The following is a 16,138-nucleotide window of genomic DNA, read 5'->3' on the forward strand; positions in this document are numbered from 1 at the left end:
CTCACTGAACCATTCTAGTCTTTTTTGGATTCGGCCACATAGAGCTTATGAAGGAATTTTCCATGTCTGATACTTCTGCCATGCATCCGATTTCGCGTCGTTCTCTTTTGAGTGGCATGGCCGCAACATCGGCGCTCTTATTGCTACATCCTTTTTCCGCGCGCGCAGCATCCAACCAGGCTCATTTACGGCTGATGGAAACGACCGACATCCATGTGAATGTTTTTCCCTATGATTATTACGCCGATAAGCCAAACGACACGATGGGGCTGGCCCGCACAGCGACGATCATGGATACAATTCGCGCTGAAGCCACCAACTCGCTCCTCATCGACAATGGCGACTTTCTCCAGGGCAATCCCATGGGAGATTACATGGCTTATCAGCGTGGAATGAAAGAAGGCGATGTCCACCCTGTTATCAAAGCCATGAATGTCTTGGGCTATGATGTGGGGACGCTCGGCAATCACGAGTTCAATTACGGTCTTGACTATATGTTCAATGTGGTCGGCGGGTCGAATTTTCCTTATGTCTGTGCAAATCTGACCAAAGGAAATTTGGCCAGCGATCCCAAGCAGGATGAGCTCTTCTTCAAACCCTATGTCATCATTGAAAAGATTATCAAGGACGGTTCTGGCGCAGAAACTCCGATAAAGATCGGATTTATCGGTTTTGTGCCTCCTCAAATCATGTTGTGGGATGTCAAAAACCTCGAAGGAAAGGCTCAAACGCGCGATATCGTTGAAGCCGCAAAAGCTTGGGTGCCCGCGATGAAGGAAGAGGGTGTCGATATTATCGTTGCGTTATCTCACTCCGGCATCGATGGGGCACCTCTCGCCGATCGCATGGAAAATGCCTCACTCCACCTCGCGGGCGTGGAAGGCATCGACGCAATTTTTACCGGGCACCAGCATCTGGTTTTTCCGGGCCCGAAAAGCTGGGACGGTATTGCGGGTGTTGATCCAATCAAGGGAACATTGTCTGGAAAACCGGCTGTAATGGCGGGTTTCTGGGGTTCGCATCTTGGGCTGATCGACCTGCTGCTTGAAAAGGACGGCCAACGCTGGCGGATTGTTGATTTTACTGCGGAGGCTCGTCCAATTTACCATCGCGATGAGGCGAAGAAGGTTGTGGCGGATGTTGCCGATAAGGCCGAAGTTATTGACGCAGCCAAAGCAGAACATGAAGCAACGCTGAATTACGTTCGCACCCCGGTGGGTAAAACCTCCGCTCCGCTCTATTCCTATTTTGCCTTGGTTGCCGATGATCCTTCGGTTCAAGTCGTATCTCAGGCGCAGACCTGGTACATAAAGCAGATGCTCAAGGAAACGGAGTATAAGGACCTGCCCGTTTTATCAGCCGCCGCCCCATTCAAGGCAGGCGGGCGTGGTGGTGCAGATTACTATACCGATGTTCCTGCCGGAGATATCGCGATCAAGAATGTCGCTGATCTCTATCTTTATCCCAACACGGTGCAGGCGGTGGCAATCACTGGCGAGCAAGTCAAAAACTGGTTGGAAATGTCGGCGGGCATGTTCAATCACATACCGGCAGGATCGAAGGATGCGGCCCTGCTCAATGCGAACTTTCCGTCTTACAACTTCGATATTATCGACGGCGTTACTTATGAAATCGATTTGTCGCAGGAACGCAAGTTTGACAATGATGGCTTGCCGGTCAATCCGCAAGCCAACCGTATCCAGAACCTTCAATTTGACGGCAAGCCAATTGATCCGGCGCAGAAATTTGTTGTTGTCACGAATAATTATCGCGCAGGCGGAGGCGGAAAGTTCCCCGAGATTGCTGCAGATAAGGTGATCTTTGTAGCCCCGGATACAAACCGCGATGTCATTGTGCGTTATATCGTTGAAGAGGGGACGATCAATCCGTCAGCGGATGCCAATTGGACATTCAAAGCGCTTCCCGGCACCACGGTCACCTTCGAAAGCGGCCCCAAGGCGAAACAATTCCTTGGCGATCTGAAAAGCGTCAAGATCGAGGATGCCGGAGATGGTGCCGAGGGATTTGCCAAGTTTCGGCTTGTTTTGTGAGTGTATTCACAGATGCAGCTGCGTTGATGGTTACAAAATGAGCCGTTAGAACCCTCCCGCTTTAACGCTATCGGGAGGGTAGAATGCACCAAAATAATTTCGGAAAACGGGCGCGGCTTCTGTTTGCCAGTTCTGTAGGCACCATTATTGAATGGTACGATTTCTTTATCTTTGCCACCTGCGCGGTGCTGGTTTTTGACAAGGCATTCTTTCCGACAGCTGACCCAATGATAGGGGTTTTGCTCGGCCTCAGCACTTTTGCCATAGGTTTTATCGCCCGCCCGCTGGGTGGCATAATCTTCGGAGTTCTTGGGGATCGCATAGGACGCAAAAACGCGCTGGTTGTAAGTCTTGCCATGATGGGCGGAGCAACTTTCGCCATGGGTCTTCTGCCGACCTATGCGTCAGTTGGCGTTCTGGCGCCGGTCTTGCTGGTTGCGCTGCGTATCGTGCAAGGTGTCGCAGTAGATGGCGAGGCAACGGGTGCCTTGTTGATCGTTGCTGAATCGATGCCCGGCAAACAGCGCGGGTTCTGGACAAGCTTTCCCATGGTTGGTGGTCCTGCTGCCAATGTGCTGGCGGCAGCCACGATAAGCTTCCTCACGATACGTTTTGGCGAACAGGCTTTTATCGATTGGGCCTGGCGGCTGCCCTTCCTCTTCTCGATCGTGCTGGTCGTTCTGGGTTTCTGGATGCGCCGCCGGGTCGAAGAATCTCCTGCTTTCATCGAACTCGTCGAAAAGCGAAAGACGATGCCGGCTGCGCCTTTTTCCGAAGCATTCAAGCACTTTAGCAAACCAATGGGACAGGTCTTTCTGGTCAAGACGGCCGAGAACACATTGTTTTACCTGTTCACGACATTCTTCCTGGTGCTGACGGTTCAGTTTCTTGGTTTAGCGCGATCAGTTGGCGTTGGGGCCCTGTTCTGGGGATCTGTTGCTGAAGTCATCGTGATTATGGTCGCGGCATATGCGTCGGATTTGTTTGGACGCAAGCCCTTGATGTTTATCGGCCTACTGGGCGGCCTGGCTGCAGGCGCTTATCTTTTCAGTCTGCCGCATGGTGCCGATCCGCAAACAGTATTGATGGCAACGCTGCTAACGCTCACATTCCACGGGATTATAGTTGGAAGCATGGCTCCGTTTTTTACCGAGTTGTTTCCGACGCATGTTCGCTACTCAGCCATGTCCATCAGTTATCAGGTCGCTTCGGTTGTCGGTGGCTCTGTTGCGCCCTTGATTGCAACCCTCTTGCTTAACGCAACAGGATCGCCGCATGCAGTCATTATCTATGCAGCAGTGATGGTAATTCCCGGCATTATTTGCGTGCTTTTGTCACGTGAGACGCGAGGGGTGGACCTGACGACGCTTTAGTCATCATCGGTCGAAGTGACTGCCGCATATTGCCCGTAATATGTTTCGAGCGCGGTGAGCCCGGCTTTCAAGTCGCGCGTTCCGTGCTCGCCCAGTCTGGCAAACAAGTCGGCCTCAAAATCGTAAGCGAGCTTGGCCAAATGCTCATAGGCTTTGAGGCCGGCAGCGGTGAGTTCCAGATGTTCGGTTCGCCGATCGGCCTCATCCCGGCGGCGCTTCAGCCAACGGCGTTGCTCAAGAGAGAAAACCGCGCGACTGACTTTTGTTTTATGCATTGAAGAATGCAGCCCGATAGCAGTGGCAGTTTGAGCCCCAAATTGGCCAAGTGTCGCCAATGTGCGCCATTCAGGGCGCGTTAGGCCATATTGTTCACGGTACTGGCTGGAGAAACGTCTGCTGATCGTCTCTGCGGCCTTATTCAGCCTGTACGGTGTAAACTCCTCCAGAATGAGGGGAATGCGGTCCACTACTTTATTCGTCATGAGCAAAAAGCCTCTTTGTGATTGATGGTTACAAAAAATATCGTCACAAATGCAACTAAATTGATGGAGGTTCAACATGACCCTTAGTTACATGCCCGGCTTCGGAAATGATTTTGAAACAGAATCGCTTGCCGGGGCACTGCCTCAAGGACAAAACTCACCGCAACGTTGCGCTTATGGTCTTTATGCAGAGCAATTGTCCGGTTCTCCATTCACTGCGCCGAGGGGCATCAATGAGCGCTCCTGGCTTTATCGCATTCGCCCCTCGGTCAAGCATAGTGGTCGGTTCACACCCGTAAAGCGCGAGCATTGGAAGACAGCTCCCAACCTTGATGATCATGAACTGCCGATCGGCCAGTTGCGTTGGAACCCGACACCGATGCCGGAAAGCGCTGTAAACTTTATCGATAGCATTCGCACCATGACGACGGCGGGCGATGTTCATGGGCAGGCGGGTATGGCCGCACATGTCTACGCCTTCAATCAAGACATGGTGGATGATTATTTTTTCAATGCCGATGGAGAATTATTGCTCGTACCCGAGCAGGGAATGCTGAGCATCTTTACGGAAATGGGCATTATAGAAATAGAACCGAGCGAAATCTGTATCATTCCCCGCGGTATGATGTTCAAGGTTGCCGCACTCGACGGTGAAGCGCGCGGCTATATTTGCGAAAATTATGGCGCAAAGTTTTCACTGCCGGATCGCGGACCTATCGGCGCCAATTGTCTCGCCAATCCACGGGATTTTAAAACACCGATTGCCGCTTTCGAAGAGAAAGAAACACCGTGCCGCCTGCATGTAAAATGGTGCGGCAAATTCTACGAAACATTGCTTGGTCATTCTCCGCTGGATGTCGTAGCGTGGCACGGAAACTACGCGCCATATAAGTATGATCTGCGCACCTTTTCGCCCGTTGGTGCAATTCTATTTGATCACCCGGACCCATCCATCTTTACTGTGCTGACAGCGCCTTCCGGTGAAGAGGGAACGGCGAATGTTGATTTTGTAATATTCCCCCCACGTTGGCTTGTCGCGGAACATAGTTTCCGTCCCCCTTGGTACCATCGGAATATAATGTCGGAATTCATGGGGCTTATTTATGGGCAATATGATGCGAAGGAAGAGGGGTTTGTAGCGGGTGGCATGAGCTTGCATAATATGATGTTGGCGCATGGGCCGGACGCCATGGGCTTTAACAAGGCATCCACCGTCGAGTTGAAACCGCAGCGGTTGGAGAACACCATGGCGTTCATGTTCGAAACTCGGTTCCCGCAGCATCTCACGCGTTTTGCCGCAGAATTGGAAACGCTGCAGGATAATTATGCCGATTGCTGGTCGGGGCTTAAAAAGCGCTTTAACGGGACACCTGAAGGGGATTGGTCAGAATGAAATTGGCATCAATCAATAATGGCACGCGGGATGGCAAACTCGTTCTCGTGTCAAAGGATTTGGCGTATTATACTGACGCTTCCTTTCTCGCTCCGACATTGCAAGCGGCACTGGATGATTGGGCGCGAATTGCCCCGCATCTGCAAGCGCTCGCTACAAGTTTGGATCATGGCGCAGTGCCAACGATAAGATTCCATGAGCATGAGGCATTATCCCCGCTGCCTCGTGCCTATCAATGGGCGGATGGCTCAGCCTACGTCAATCATGTTGAACTGGTCCGGAAGGCTCGCTCTGCAGAAATGCCGGAAAGTTTTTGGACCGATCCGCTCATGTATCAGGGCGGATCGGACAGCTTTCTCAGCCCTCGGGATCCAATTCGCATGGCGGATGAGGCATATGGTATCGACATGGAGGGTGAGGTTGCAGTCATCGTTGATGACGTGCCCATGGGTGCAACCATTGATGAAGCGCGTGATGCAATTCGCCTTTTGGTGCTGGTCAATGACGTCAGTTTGCGGGGTCTGATACCGGCTGAACTGGGCAAAGGATTTGGCTTCTTTCAATCAAAGCCTTCTTCTGCCTTTTCTCCTGTAGCGGTGACGCCGGATGAATTGGGCGATGCCTGGGATGGAGGCAAAGTGCATCTGCCGCTGAGCGTTGATCTTAACGGCAAGCCCTTTGGCCGCGCAAATGCCGGGATCGACATGACATTCGATTTTCCAAAGTTGATTGCTCATGCCGCAAAGACGAGACCATTATCTGCCGGCGCAATCATTGGTTCGGGTACCGTATCAAACAAGCTCGACGGCGGTCCGGGGAAATCGGTCGATGAAGGTGGTGCCGGATATTCATGCATCGCAGAGGTCCGCATGATTGAAACCATCAATAGCGGAACGCCACAAACGCCGTTCATGCGATTTGGCGATATTGTCCGCATCGAAATGCGCGATAGTCATGGGCACTCCATTTTTGGGGCAATCGAGCAAAAGGTCGAAAAGTATGAGCACTGAGGCAACGCTTTACGATTATTGGCGCTCATCGGCCAGTTACCGTGTTCGCATTGCCCTCAACAGCGTCGGAATTCCTTACACAAGAATTTCGGTTGATTTGCTTCAGGCTGAACATAAGAGCCCTGAAAACCTGAGCCGGAACCCTCAAGGACTGGTGCCCACATTGGTCCTGGACGGTCACACGTTTACCCAATCGCTGGCAATCATCGAATATTTGAACGAGATTTTCCCGGAAGCCGGGTTTCTCCCTGCCAATGCGTTGGGGCGGCAGCGCGTTCGCGCCTTGTCTTACGCAATTGCCATGGAAATCCATCCGGTTTGTAACATGAACGTCGCTGCGCACATTGTGTCTTTAACCGGCGGGGGTGACGACGCACGTACAAGCTGGATGCGAAAGTTTATTTCCGAGGGGCTGACCTCGTTTGAGCGGATGCTGAACCATTCGGAAACTGGCATGTTCTGCCATGGTGACAAACCCGGAATGGCTGATTTCTGCCTTGTGCCCCAGGTTTATAATGCAAAACGCTGGGGAGCAGATATAGGCAATCTCGTACGCATTAACGAGATTGCCGGACGCTGCGGTGCATTACCGGCTTTTGCTGGCGCGCATCCTGATCAGGTGGAATAGGCGCGGCTATTCGGCGGCGTCCATCTTGATGACGCCGCGCCGGATCTGGTCCTCCTCGATCGATTCGAAAAGCGCCCGGAAATTGCCTTCGCCAAAACCTTCATCACCCTTGCGCTGGATGAACTCGAAGAAGATCGGACCGATCACTGTTTTAGAGAATATTTGCAGCAATATCTTTGTCATGCCGCCATCGACAACGCCTTCGCCGTCGATGAGGATGCCGTGCTTTCTCATCCGGTCCAATGGTTCATCATGGCCGTTCACGCGTTCATGCGATTTTTCGTAGTAAGTATCCGGTGGGCCCGGCATGAACTTCAAGCCATTCTGGTCGAGCCGGTCCGTAGCGTCATAAATTGCTTCCGTGCCAACAGCGATATGCTGGATGCCTTCGCCCTTATATTTGCGTAAGTATTCCTCAATCTGGCTCTTGTCGTCGGTTGATTCATTCAATGGAATACGGATTTTACCGCAAGGTGACGTGATCGCCCGCGAGACAAGGCCGGTAAACTTACCGGCTATGTCGAAGAAATGAATTTGCTTGAAGCCGAAAAGCTCGCGATAGAACGCCCACCATTTATCCATATTGCCGCGATAGACATTATGGGTCAGGTGATCGAGATAATAAAAACCAACGCCTTCCGGTTTTGGATCGCGCTCATCCAGCCAGTTAAACTCCGCATCATAGACCGAGCCGCTTTCCCCATAAGTATCGACAAAATAGAGCATCGAACCGCCAATGCCGACAATGGCTGGCACGTCAATTGTCTTGTCGTCTTCTTCATAAGGAGTAGCGCCCTTCGCAACCGCATGATCAAAGGCGTGCTGTGCATTGACCACGCGCCAAGCCATGGAGGGCGCGCAGGGGCCATGTTCTTCGACAAATTTCATGGCGTGTGATCCGGGCTCTGCATTCAGCAGATAGTTGATATCGCCCTGACGCCAGACGGTGATGTTCTTGGTTTTATGCCGGGCAACAGGCACATAGCCCATGCGTGTGAACAGCTCTTCGAGCTTTTCAGGTTCCGGATGGGCAAACTCCACAAACTCAAACCCGTCTGTTCCTGCCGGGTTTTCATTGCTGATTGTTGCCTTTGGCGCATCGTGCGGAAACGGACCCATTTTATCCTCCATTTGTTGCGAGGATTATCGCGCAAATCACCCGCAATGTGTTTGCATTTTTACGCTTGAATAGGCTATGATATGCAAGATATGTGCATACTAACTAAAAATGGTGCATGATTGGAACATATTGATACTGCAGACCGCAAAATACTCTCCTGCCTTCAGGAGGACGGGAGACTCACGAATAATGAATTGTCGGAGAGAATTAATCTGTCTCCCTCGCAATGTTCACGCCGACGAACGCGGCTGGAGGAGGAAGGATTTATTCGTGGGTATCGCGCTGAAATTGATCGTGAAAAACTTGGGCTTGGGATCGTCAACATAATTTCAGTTACGCTTGCCACGCATAATCGTGACAATGCCCGGCGCTTCTCTGATCTTATTTCCAGGCTGCCGCAAGTGATGGAAGCCCACGCGCTGACCGGTGAGATGGATTATTTCATTAAGGTCGTCACGCCGGATTTGCGGGCATTGTCAGCATTCGTCAATGAAGTATTGCTGCCTCATGAATCGGTGCAGAATGTAAAGACGGCGATCGTTCTGGAAACGCTTAAGGAAGACGGGCGTCTACCCATATAGGCTTATCGGCTGATTGCAGTCGTCATCAGTTTGCTGCATCATCCTTATAACGGATCATAACGTTAAGGACGGGAACATCACCTGACAGAATCGCAAGGTTTTAGCGCATCATTTCGTATTCTTCATTGGCTTATTGCGATGCTGGTCTTCGCAGTATGGCCTCTCGGTCTGCTGCTCAAATATTTCAAGGATGATGTAAAACTCGACTTCTACCTTCTGCATGAATCCTTCGGGTTTCTGGTGCTTTGGCTCATGCTGCTGCGGTTGGGAATACGGTTGATCCAGGGCCGACCCGCGCACGAGACAGATTGGACGGGCACAGTATCAGCAATTGTTCATTGGTTATTATACTTTGCGCTGATCCTCATGCCCATCAGTGGTTTTCTTGCCACCAATGCGCACGGCTTTCCGCTCCGTTGGTTTGGGTTTCTTCCGGTGTGGAGTCCAATCGGCCGCGAGCCGCAGATCGCCCCTGTTTTTAGTGTGATCCATGCGGCGACCGCGTGGTTAATTCTGATACTTGTCGCCCTTCATATTGCGGGCGCGCTTTTCCATCGAATGATCCGCAAAGACGATGTTTTTCAGCGCATGCTTTGAGGCAGCGCAAGCACATCGGAATGCCCGACACGACATTTTGCTGTCGTCGTTTGTGCGACACGGAATTCACGCCATTGGTTGATTTTGGTCAGGCCTACCATGCCGGTCTCGGAGACTGCAGAGGCCATTCCATCGACGAATAGTCGGTGTAGTTCGATGGCAGTTTTGTCGATAAGCCAATCGCTTTGTGCAATTTCAACCCTGTAGCCCGACCTGCTGAGCGCCGCTGCAAGAGCGTGTGTCGAGCGAGGACCGAGGGCAGGGCCAAATCCCTTGTCTGAATTTTGGTGATGATTGAATGACCGGACCATCAGTTCGTCATCGGTATGAGAAATGCTGAACGAAATCTCTCCCGTGTAATTCAACGCAGCGTATAGTCCGCTTCTCAATTTGACGAGGCGGTCAGCCAGATCGTCTACGAATTCTTGTGAACATAGATCAAAGAGCGCTGACGCACTGACAAGATCGGCTTTATCAAGTGACAGCGATGCCAGATCGTTCAGGTTGCTATGCTGATACGCAACGTTGTTGTCTTGTGCGTGACGCCGGGCGGCTTCCTGCAATAATTTTTCGTCAAGATCGATCAAGCGCCATTGGGCGTCAGGTGCGTATGGCGCCATGGCACGAAAGGTCGATCCTGTCCCGCTGCCAAGGTCCAGTATTGTTCGCCGCTGTGCACCTTGAACAAATCTCGCGGCCTTTTCCAGCAAGGTTTGATCACGAGCCTGTTGGTCCAAAGGCTCGCGCAGATCGAGCCAGTTGAGATCAAATCCGCTCATCCGCCGCCTTTATCAGTGCTGCCGAGATCAATTTTGCGGTGTCGGCCCATTCGGGCAACGTTTTGCTATGACCGTATGCAGCCTCTGCCATTTGATCTGACAGTTCCTTATCTTTGAGCACCAGCCTCAAAGCATCAGCAAATGCGTCAGGATCGTCTGCAGGCACGAGTATACCAGCATCGCTGGGCACAACCTCCGGTACAGAACCGGCATGGCAGGCAATGATGGGAAGGCCATGCGACAAAGCCTCGGCAAAGACCATGCCGTAGCCTTCATAGCGGCTTGCCAGCGCGAAAATATCAGCACGTGCCAGTTCGCTACGCGTGTCATCGACATGTCCGGCCAAGATAATTCGATCTGTAAGCTGGTTGTCAATTATCTGCTGTTGAAGCGCCGCGTCATAGTCAACATCCATGGTCCGGCTGCCAATAATTTTGCATTCCCAAGCAAGGTCCGCGATTTTCGCCAGTGCGCCTATAAGCACGTCATGGCCTTTACGCGGTATCAGGGAACCGACACTCAAAATTTGCGGAACTTCGGAGTTTCGTTTCGCACGAATGCCGCGTTCTGTGCCGGGAATAGCGACCACGATACGATCGAGCGGAACGTCGTAATCGCTGACAAGTTGCTGTCGCGTCGCCGAGGACGTTACCACTACGCTTTTCGCATAAGCTAAAGCGTCTCGCTCAGATTTCATGAGTGAGATCTGTTTTTGCGGCGGCATATTGCCTTCGGACGCAAGCGGGTGATGGACGAGCGCCACTAGATTGAGTTTCGTTGCCAGTCGCGAGGCAATCCGGTCGAAAGTGCCATAGGCCAAACCATCGATCATCACGAGCGCGTCTTTTGCCAATGCGCCGAGGGTCTCTTCAGCCTGCCGAAGCGTTTCATTACTCGGAAAAGGAAAGCTGTCCCCAAGCGGAACGGGGTTGACCTGCCATCCAAGCTTTTGCAATTGCGAAATTATCTGGCGATCATAGCCGTAGCCGCCGGTCTTTGCCTCAAGATCGCCTGGATAGGCAAAATGGACCGAACGGGTCAAAGCTCTGCCTCATACCATCCGCGAGCGACATGCGACTCATTGAGAAGCACTCGAATCTTGCAGATACGCGCACTTCCTTTGCCGAATTCTCCCGATTGAACTGCCACTGAAAGCTGGTCGAATATATGTTTTGCGAGAACCTCGGTCGTTGTAATCTTGCCGGAAAAGACCTCCATTTCGTCAAGGTTCTGATAGTTGAGAGGCTTCAAAATCTTTGACAATACCGACGTGGCCAATCCGATATCGACTGCCAGACCATCCTCATCCAGTTCCTTGGTAAAAAATGCAGCATCAACAACGAATGTTGCACCATGCATTGCTTGAGCCGGGCCGAAAACCGGTCGCGGCAGACTATGAGCAATCATAATGTGATCGCGAACTTCAATGGCAAACATGGATATTCCTTCTGGAAAGTTCAGTAGACGATGCGATGACAAAGGGTGGAAGGCGAGGCGATAATTTCGGCATAATTTCGATCAAGCGCATCGAACGCAGTTTCTCCTGAGAACAACGCGTCGAATCTGTGATCTGTTAGCAGCGACATTGCAGCATTGAGACGCCTTGCAAAGGTCCAGCGCGATCGCCGTGCATTGCTTATACCACCAACTTGCGAGCTGGTAATGGAAAGACGCTTGGAGTGGAATTGCCTTCCGAGATTGATCTCGACTTTTTTGTCGCCATACCAGCTGGCTTCCACAATTCGCCCTTCATATCCAGCGCATTCAAGTGCTTGGTTAAGAGCGGCAGAAGAGGCAGAAGCGTTGATCACGACATCGCAATCGCGGGGCGCGGCATCGGGGGAAGCGAAAGTTATTCCAAGGTTCGTAGCGACCGTCTTTCGCTTGGGATTTATGTCGAGGAGCGTGGTTTCAGTTCCAATAATTCCAGTGGCAAGATAAGCTGCAAGCATGCCAACGACACCGCCGCCAAATATGGCGACGCGATCTCCCGGTAAAATTCCGGCATCCCAGATTATGTTGAGAGCAGTTTCCATATTGGCTGCGAGCACAGCCCGTTCGGCAGGTACAGCGTTCGGAATAACATGTATGTCCGCTGACTTTGCCAAAAAATGCGTTTGGTGCGGGTGGAGACAAAACACCGTACGACCGAGCAATTCCTTTGGCCCATCTTGAACATCGCCAACGATGGAATATCCATATTTTATGGGAAAGGCGAACGACCCTTCCTGGTGCGGGCAGGTCATATTCTGATATTCACTTGTCGGCACCTGACCATTGAACACAAGCGACTCCGTACCACGGCTTATCGCGCCAAAACGCGCTTGTACGAGCACTTCGTCGCTCTTCATCGGTGGCAATATTTCGGTTCGAAATGCGCAAATGCCCTGTCGTTCAATCCATAAAGCACGGGACGTTCCGTGTGAGCAGTCTTGCTTCATGGTGCTTGTCCATCCCTCTGTGTCCGCTCAAATTAGTCATTCGCAGTGCCGGATAAAAGGCTGTAACCGCCAGATCGTCACTTTTTATTGAAGGTTTTAAATTTGCCCTGATGTTGCAGATTAATCGTAGTCAGCTAATGCTGAGTGCGGAGCGTATAATGACAATCTTATCGGAAGACAGTTTTCAGAAGACCTATCACGGAAACGACAAGCTTCCCAAGACATTGGGCGTGGCACACAGCGTCAACCCTGCGCAATTTCCGCAACTTCTGAGAAGCGCGATTATCACCCTGATGCTCGTTGGAAGCTTCGTGGCTGGAACCTCCATCTGGTTAGTGTTCAACAGTGATCTCGACTGGACTTTTTGTCTGTTTGCCATTGCTGCTTATGTCTTTTCCGGCACGCTTGTACTGACCAAATTGAAAACTCACCCTTACGCGCATTTTGGTGCGGCCAATGCCATAACCACCGTAAGAGCAGGGATAAGCTGTTTGATAGGCGGGGCTTTGTTTGAAGCGCAATGGCTGATGGAATCAAGGATGATCCTAGCATTGCTTGGCATTGCCGCCGTCGCATTATGTCTCGATGGAATTGACGGCTACATTGCTCGCCGCTCCCGCATGAACTCCGAATTCGGCGCGCGCTACGATATGGAAGTCGATGCAGCGCTGATCCTTTGCCTGTCAATCCTGGCATTCTTGTTCGGCAAGGCAGGCTGGTGGGTCATGATAATTGGCGGCATGCGCTATGTGTTTGTTGCGGCACAATATTTGGATGGCCGGCTTCGGGGAGCGCTGATGTCTTCGCTGAGAAGGCAGGCAATTTGCGTGTTACAGATAGTTTCTCTTGGCATAATTCTTTTGCCGGCCATTCAGCCGCTCATTTCAACAGCAATTGCAGCGCTTAGCCTTGCAGCGTTGAGCTACTCTTTCGGTTGCGATGTCTTGCATCTATTCCGGCAGGCGCAAGCGCCCTCTACCTTCGTCGAGAGGTCGACCAGATGAACAATGCCAGACCAGGCAAAGTTCCCAATGTTACAATTGCACCATATAAAACACTTGCAGCAATGCCTTGATCGCCAGTCAATCCGAGTAGTGGCCATAGGACAGCTGCGGCTGCCTCCCGTGTTCCCCAGCCACCGACCGTTATAGGAAAAACCATGGTTAAAAGGCACAGCGGGATTGCTGTAATCAAACCGATAAGGGGTAGTGGAGCGCCGATAGCGACAGATGCCATGGCAAAGACTGCAATATAGCTGATGACGATCGTCAGGCTGAGAACACCCTGAACCAGCCACGCATAGGGAAGACCATAGCAGACGGTAATACTTCGGCCGATTTTGCGGATGAAATTACGCCACCACAATGATCCGGAAAGCCATATCAGCAACGAAACGGCGGCTATGACAATCAAAGCGCCAATAGCCGCAAGCACCAATGCCAACGCCTCGGACGGTCTCAACTCTGCATCAAGGAAAGGCCATAGGATGAAACCTAAACCGCCTACGAAAAACAGCGCGATTTGTCCCGCAAATCGTTCCAGCAGAACCGCCAGAACCGGGATGCTCCATTTCCTGTCTGCCGAACGGCTGCGTGCGGCGCGCATCATGTCGCCCACAACGCCGCCGGGCAGCACCATATTCAGAAATGATCCAAGGTAATAGTCAGCGATGGCGCTGGCTGGTGGAAGCGGATGATCCAATTGAGCCGCCGTATAGCACCAACGAAGCGCCGACAATATTATCTGGATTTGTATGAGGCAGAGTCCAAGAAAAACGAGTTCCAGCCTTGCATTGCCCAGGCTGGCAAGGATTGCATCCGTGTTAGATACAGAAAACACCGTCACCAACAATATTATGCCAAATATCGGTGTGAAAAAATTTCTATATTTGCCGGACGTCATGAGCCAGTATCGCCCTCAATCAAGATGGTCGTGGCCGGACACCTGCATAAGAGGAAGGCTCGTATTGAATTTATGAAGTATCGCACGATTATCGGGTTCATGTACAAAGCTGCGGAACGGCTCCGGATGGTGTTCGCAATTGCCGGCCTCCTGCTCATATTAAACTTGCCCGACAATCCCGCAGATTTGGGCGTGGAGCACTTCATCAAACTGCCAATCGAATTGTTGGGCGTTGTCCTTTTATTGACCGCCACGCGAGGCAAATATTTCCAGTCTGCCCGGTTGGCGGTTACAATGATTTTGGCATCGGTGCTGGTGCTTAAACTCGCAGACATGGCAACTTATACGGCTTTTTCACGCCAATTTAACCCGTTGTTTGATGCAAAACTATTTTTTGACGGCTGGATTGTGCTTAACGCAACATTGGGAGCGATTCAGGCTTTTTTCCTGGTGTCTGCAACTTTGCTCTGCCTGATATTGACCATCGCTCTTGTTTATTGGTCATTAGGTGCGTTCCAATCAGCAGGTGGCCGCCGCCCGATGGCGCTCGTATCAGGCCTATGTCTGCTGGTGATTCCCGCTATTGCCTCATATCATCCGAACAATAAGTTCATCGAAACACGAACGATAATGCTGATCGTAGATCGTGTAGCGCTTGTCGAAAAATCTTGGAGGGACAGGCACGAATTTGCAGCTTTGCTCGACAGCGATCCCATAGCGGATATTTTACAAAATGGGCGCTTTGGAGCACTCCAAGGCAAGGACGTAGTTGTAATCTTCATCGAGTCCTATGGTGAAAGCGTAATACGCGATCCGAATTACTCGAAGCTGACAGAAAAGCGATTGGCACAGGTTGAGCAGCAGATTTCGGCTGCGGGATTGACGTCGAGGAGCAGTTGGCTGGTGTCACCAACGTCGGGTGGGTTGAGCTGGCTCGCACACGGAACGTTGCTGTCCGGTGTTTGGGTCGACAGCCAGCAACGTTATGACCAACTGATCGCCAGTGAACGGCCAAGTTTGAATTCGCTCTTCAAGCAGGCAGGTTGGCGCAGTGTCGCCGTGATGCCAGCCATTACGGTGGATTGGCCGGAAAGCGATTATTTCCGCTATGACAAGGTCTATGCTGCAAATAATCTCGGCTATCATGGCAAGCCATTCAATTGGGTGACCATGCCGGATCAATACACACTTTCAGCCTTTCAGAAATTTGAGCGTGCCGGTCCACACAGCCCTGTCATGGCTGAGATCGCGCTTATTTCCAGTCATGCACCTTGGACCCCGATCCCAAAATTGATTGATTGGTCTGCAATCGGCGATGGGTCGATCTTCAATGAACAGGCGGTTGCGGGCGATGCGCCGGAAGTTGTCTGGCAGGATCAGGAGCGGGTTCGGACGCAATATGCGAGTTCGATCGACTATACGCTCGAAACATTGGGGTCTTACATGGCGAAGTATGGAAGCAATACAGTTTTCATATTGCTTGGCGATCATCAACCGGCGCCGATTATCACGGGAAATGGTTCTTCTCGCGCGGTGCCTGTTCACATCGTTTCCGATGATCCAGCTTTACTGGAAAGGCTCGATCCGAAAAAATGGAATCCGGGCATGACCCCGGGAAATCAGCATGCGGAGCCTATGGATGGATTTCGTCAGGAGTTGCTCCGCGAATTCAGCAATCCAGCTTAGCGTGTATCAGAATGTACTGCAGAGATTAGCCAGCAATACTGCAAGGGCGACACCCACACCCAAGACTGTCAGATATCTGATTGGACATGAGTTAC

General features: G+C 51.6%; 16 protein-coding genes. 9 read left to right on the top strand and 7 right to left on the bottom strand.

Annotated features, from left to right (window positions below; all coding sequences use genetic code 11):
* Positions 1–62 precede the first annotated feature (62 nt).
* Together AC6CHM_RS18170 and AC6CHM_RS18175 are read left to right on the top strand one after the other, a co-directional pair.
* A complete protein-coding gene (locus tag AC6CHM_RS18170; protein WP_498173941.1) occupies positions 63–2,051 on the top strand; it encodes a bifunctional 2',3'-cyclic-nucleotide 2'-phosphodiesterase/3'-nucleotidase in 1,989 nt (662 codons plus the stop codon).
* Between the two features lie 83 nt (positions 2,052–2,134).
* A complete protein-coding gene (locus AC6CHM_RS18175; protein ID WP_498173942.1) occupies positions 2,135–3,424 on the top strand; it encodes an MFS transporter in 1,290 nt (429 codons plus the stop codon).
* Here the strand turns inward: AC6CHM_RS18175 and AC6CHM_RS18180 are convergent.
* Positions 3,421–3,906, bottom strand: a complete 486-nt coding sequence (locus tag AC6CHM_RS18180; RefSeq protein WP_115053398.1) for a MarR family winged helix-turn-helix transcriptional regulator — start codon at positions 3,904–3,906, stop codon at positions 3,421–3,423. The genes AC6CHM_RS18175 and AC6CHM_RS18180 overlap by 4 nt on opposite strands.
* Positions 3,907–3,982: 76 nt before the next feature.
* Here AC6CHM_RS18180 and hmgA point away from each other — a divergent pair, with 76 nt between their 5' ends.
* From hmgA to maiA, 3 genes are read left to right on the top strand one after another with little or no spacing between them, the layout of a single operon-like run.
* Positions 3,983–5,299: a homogentisate 1,2-dioxygenase gene (gene hmgA, locus AC6CHM_RS18185; protein ID WP_354345311.1), complete on the top strand. Its 1,317-nt coding sequence runs from the start codon at positions 3,983–3,985 to the stop codon at positions 5,297–5,299.
* Positions 5,296–6,309, top strand: coding sequence for a fumarylacetoacetate hydrolase family protein (locus AC6CHM_RS18190; RefSeq protein WP_498173943.1), 1,014 nt, complete (start codon positions 5,296–5,298; stop codon positions 6,307–6,309). The genes hmgA and AC6CHM_RS18190 overlap by 4 nt, the downstream gene beginning before the upstream one ends.
* A complete protein-coding gene (maiA, locus tag AC6CHM_RS18195; RefSeq protein ID WP_498173944.1) occupies positions 6,299–6,937 on the top strand; it encodes a maleylacetoacetate isomerase in 639 nt (212 codons plus the stop codon). The genes AC6CHM_RS18190 and maiA overlap by 11 nt, the downstream gene beginning before the upstream one ends.
* Before the next feature lie 6 nt (positions 6,938–6,943).
* On the opposite strand, the gene hppD is transcribed toward maiA, so the two are convergent.
* Positions 6,944–8,056 (bottom strand): 4-hydroxyphenylpyruvate dioxygenase, encoded by a 1,113-nt coding sequence (hppD, locus tag AC6CHM_RS18200; protein ID WP_498173945.1) that lies wholly within the window; start codon positions 8,054–8,056, stop codon positions 6,944–6,946.
* 120 nt (positions 8,057–8,176) lie between these two features.
* On the opposite strand from hppD, the gene AC6CHM_RS18205 reads away from it, so the two are divergent.
* Both AC6CHM_RS18205 and AC6CHM_RS18210 read left to right on the top strand, forming a co-directional pair.
* Complete coding sequence (locus AC6CHM_RS18205) at positions 8,177–8,638, top strand: Lrp/AsnC family transcriptional regulator (protein WP_115053403.1); 462 nt, start codon at positions 8,177–8,179, stop codon at positions 8,636–8,638.
* Between the two features lie 138 nt (positions 8,639–8,776).
* Entirely contained in the window at positions 8,777–9,235 is a 459-nt protein-coding gene (locus tag AC6CHM_RS18210) for a cytochrome b/b6 domain-containing protein (protein ID WP_115053404.1), read from the top strand.
* Here AC6CHM_RS18210 and AC6CHM_RS18215 read toward each other — a convergent pair.
* The 4 genes from AC6CHM_RS18215 to AC6CHM_RS18230 are packed head-to-tail and all read right to left on the bottom strand — an operon-like array spanning position 9,220 to position 12,455.
* Entirely contained in the window at positions 9,220–10,014 is a 795-nt protein-coding gene (locus AC6CHM_RS18215; protein WP_498173946.1) for a methyltransferase domain-containing protein, read from the bottom strand. The two genes, AC6CHM_RS18210 and AC6CHM_RS18215, sit on opposite strands and share 16 nt — an antisense overlap.
* Positions 10,001–11,056 carry a glycosyltransferase family 4 protein gene (locus AC6CHM_RS18220; RefSeq protein WP_498173947.1) on the bottom strand — a complete coding sequence of 352 codons (1,056 nt, stop codon included), beginning with the start codon at positions 11,054–11,056 and terminating at the stop codon, positions 10,001–10,003. The genes AC6CHM_RS18215 and AC6CHM_RS18220 overlap by 14 nt, the downstream gene beginning before the upstream one ends.
* Complete coding sequence (locus AC6CHM_RS18225) at positions 11,053–11,451, bottom strand: 6-pyruvoyl trahydropterin synthase family protein (RefSeq protein WP_115053407.1); 399 nt, start codon at positions 11,449–11,451, stop codon at positions 11,053–11,055. The genes AC6CHM_RS18220 and AC6CHM_RS18225 overlap by 4 nt, the downstream gene beginning before the upstream one ends.
* Positions 11,452–11,471: 20 nt before the next feature.
* Positions 11,472–12,455 carry a zinc-dependent alcohol dehydrogenase gene (locus AC6CHM_RS18230; protein ID WP_498173948.1) on the bottom strand — a complete coding sequence of 328 codons (984 nt, stop codon included), beginning with the start codon at positions 12,453–12,455 and terminating at the stop codon, positions 11,472–11,474.
* A 158-nt stretch (positions 12,456–12,613) separates the two neighbouring features.
* Between AC6CHM_RS18230 and AC6CHM_RS18235 the strand changes: the two genes are divergently transcribed.
* Positions 12,614–13,459: a CDP-alcohol phosphatidyltransferase family protein gene (locus tag AC6CHM_RS18235; protein ID WP_498173949.1), complete on the top strand. Its 846-nt coding sequence runs from the start codon at positions 12,614–12,616 to the stop codon at positions 13,457–13,459.
* Here AC6CHM_RS18235 and AC6CHM_RS18240 read toward each other — a convergent pair.
* Positions 13,431–14,357, bottom strand: a complete 927-nt coding sequence (locus AC6CHM_RS18240; protein ID WP_115053410.1) for a lysylphosphatidylglycerol synthase transmembrane domain-containing protein — start codon at positions 14,355–14,357, stop codon at positions 13,431–13,433. The genes AC6CHM_RS18235 and AC6CHM_RS18240 overlap by 29 nt on opposite strands.
* A gap of 72 nt (positions 14,358–14,429) precedes the next feature.
* On the opposite strand from AC6CHM_RS18240, the gene AC6CHM_RS18245 reads away from it, so the two are divergent.
* On the top strand, positions 14,430–16,043 hold the full coding sequence (locus AC6CHM_RS18245) for a sulfatase-like hydrolase/transferase (RefSeq protein ID WP_498173950.1): 1,614 nt from the start codon (positions 14,430–14,432) through the stop codon (positions 16,041–16,043).
* Positions 16,044–16,138: the final 95 nt, after the last annotated feature.

This window comes from Phyllobacterium sp. GQ127 (assembly GCF_059758635.1).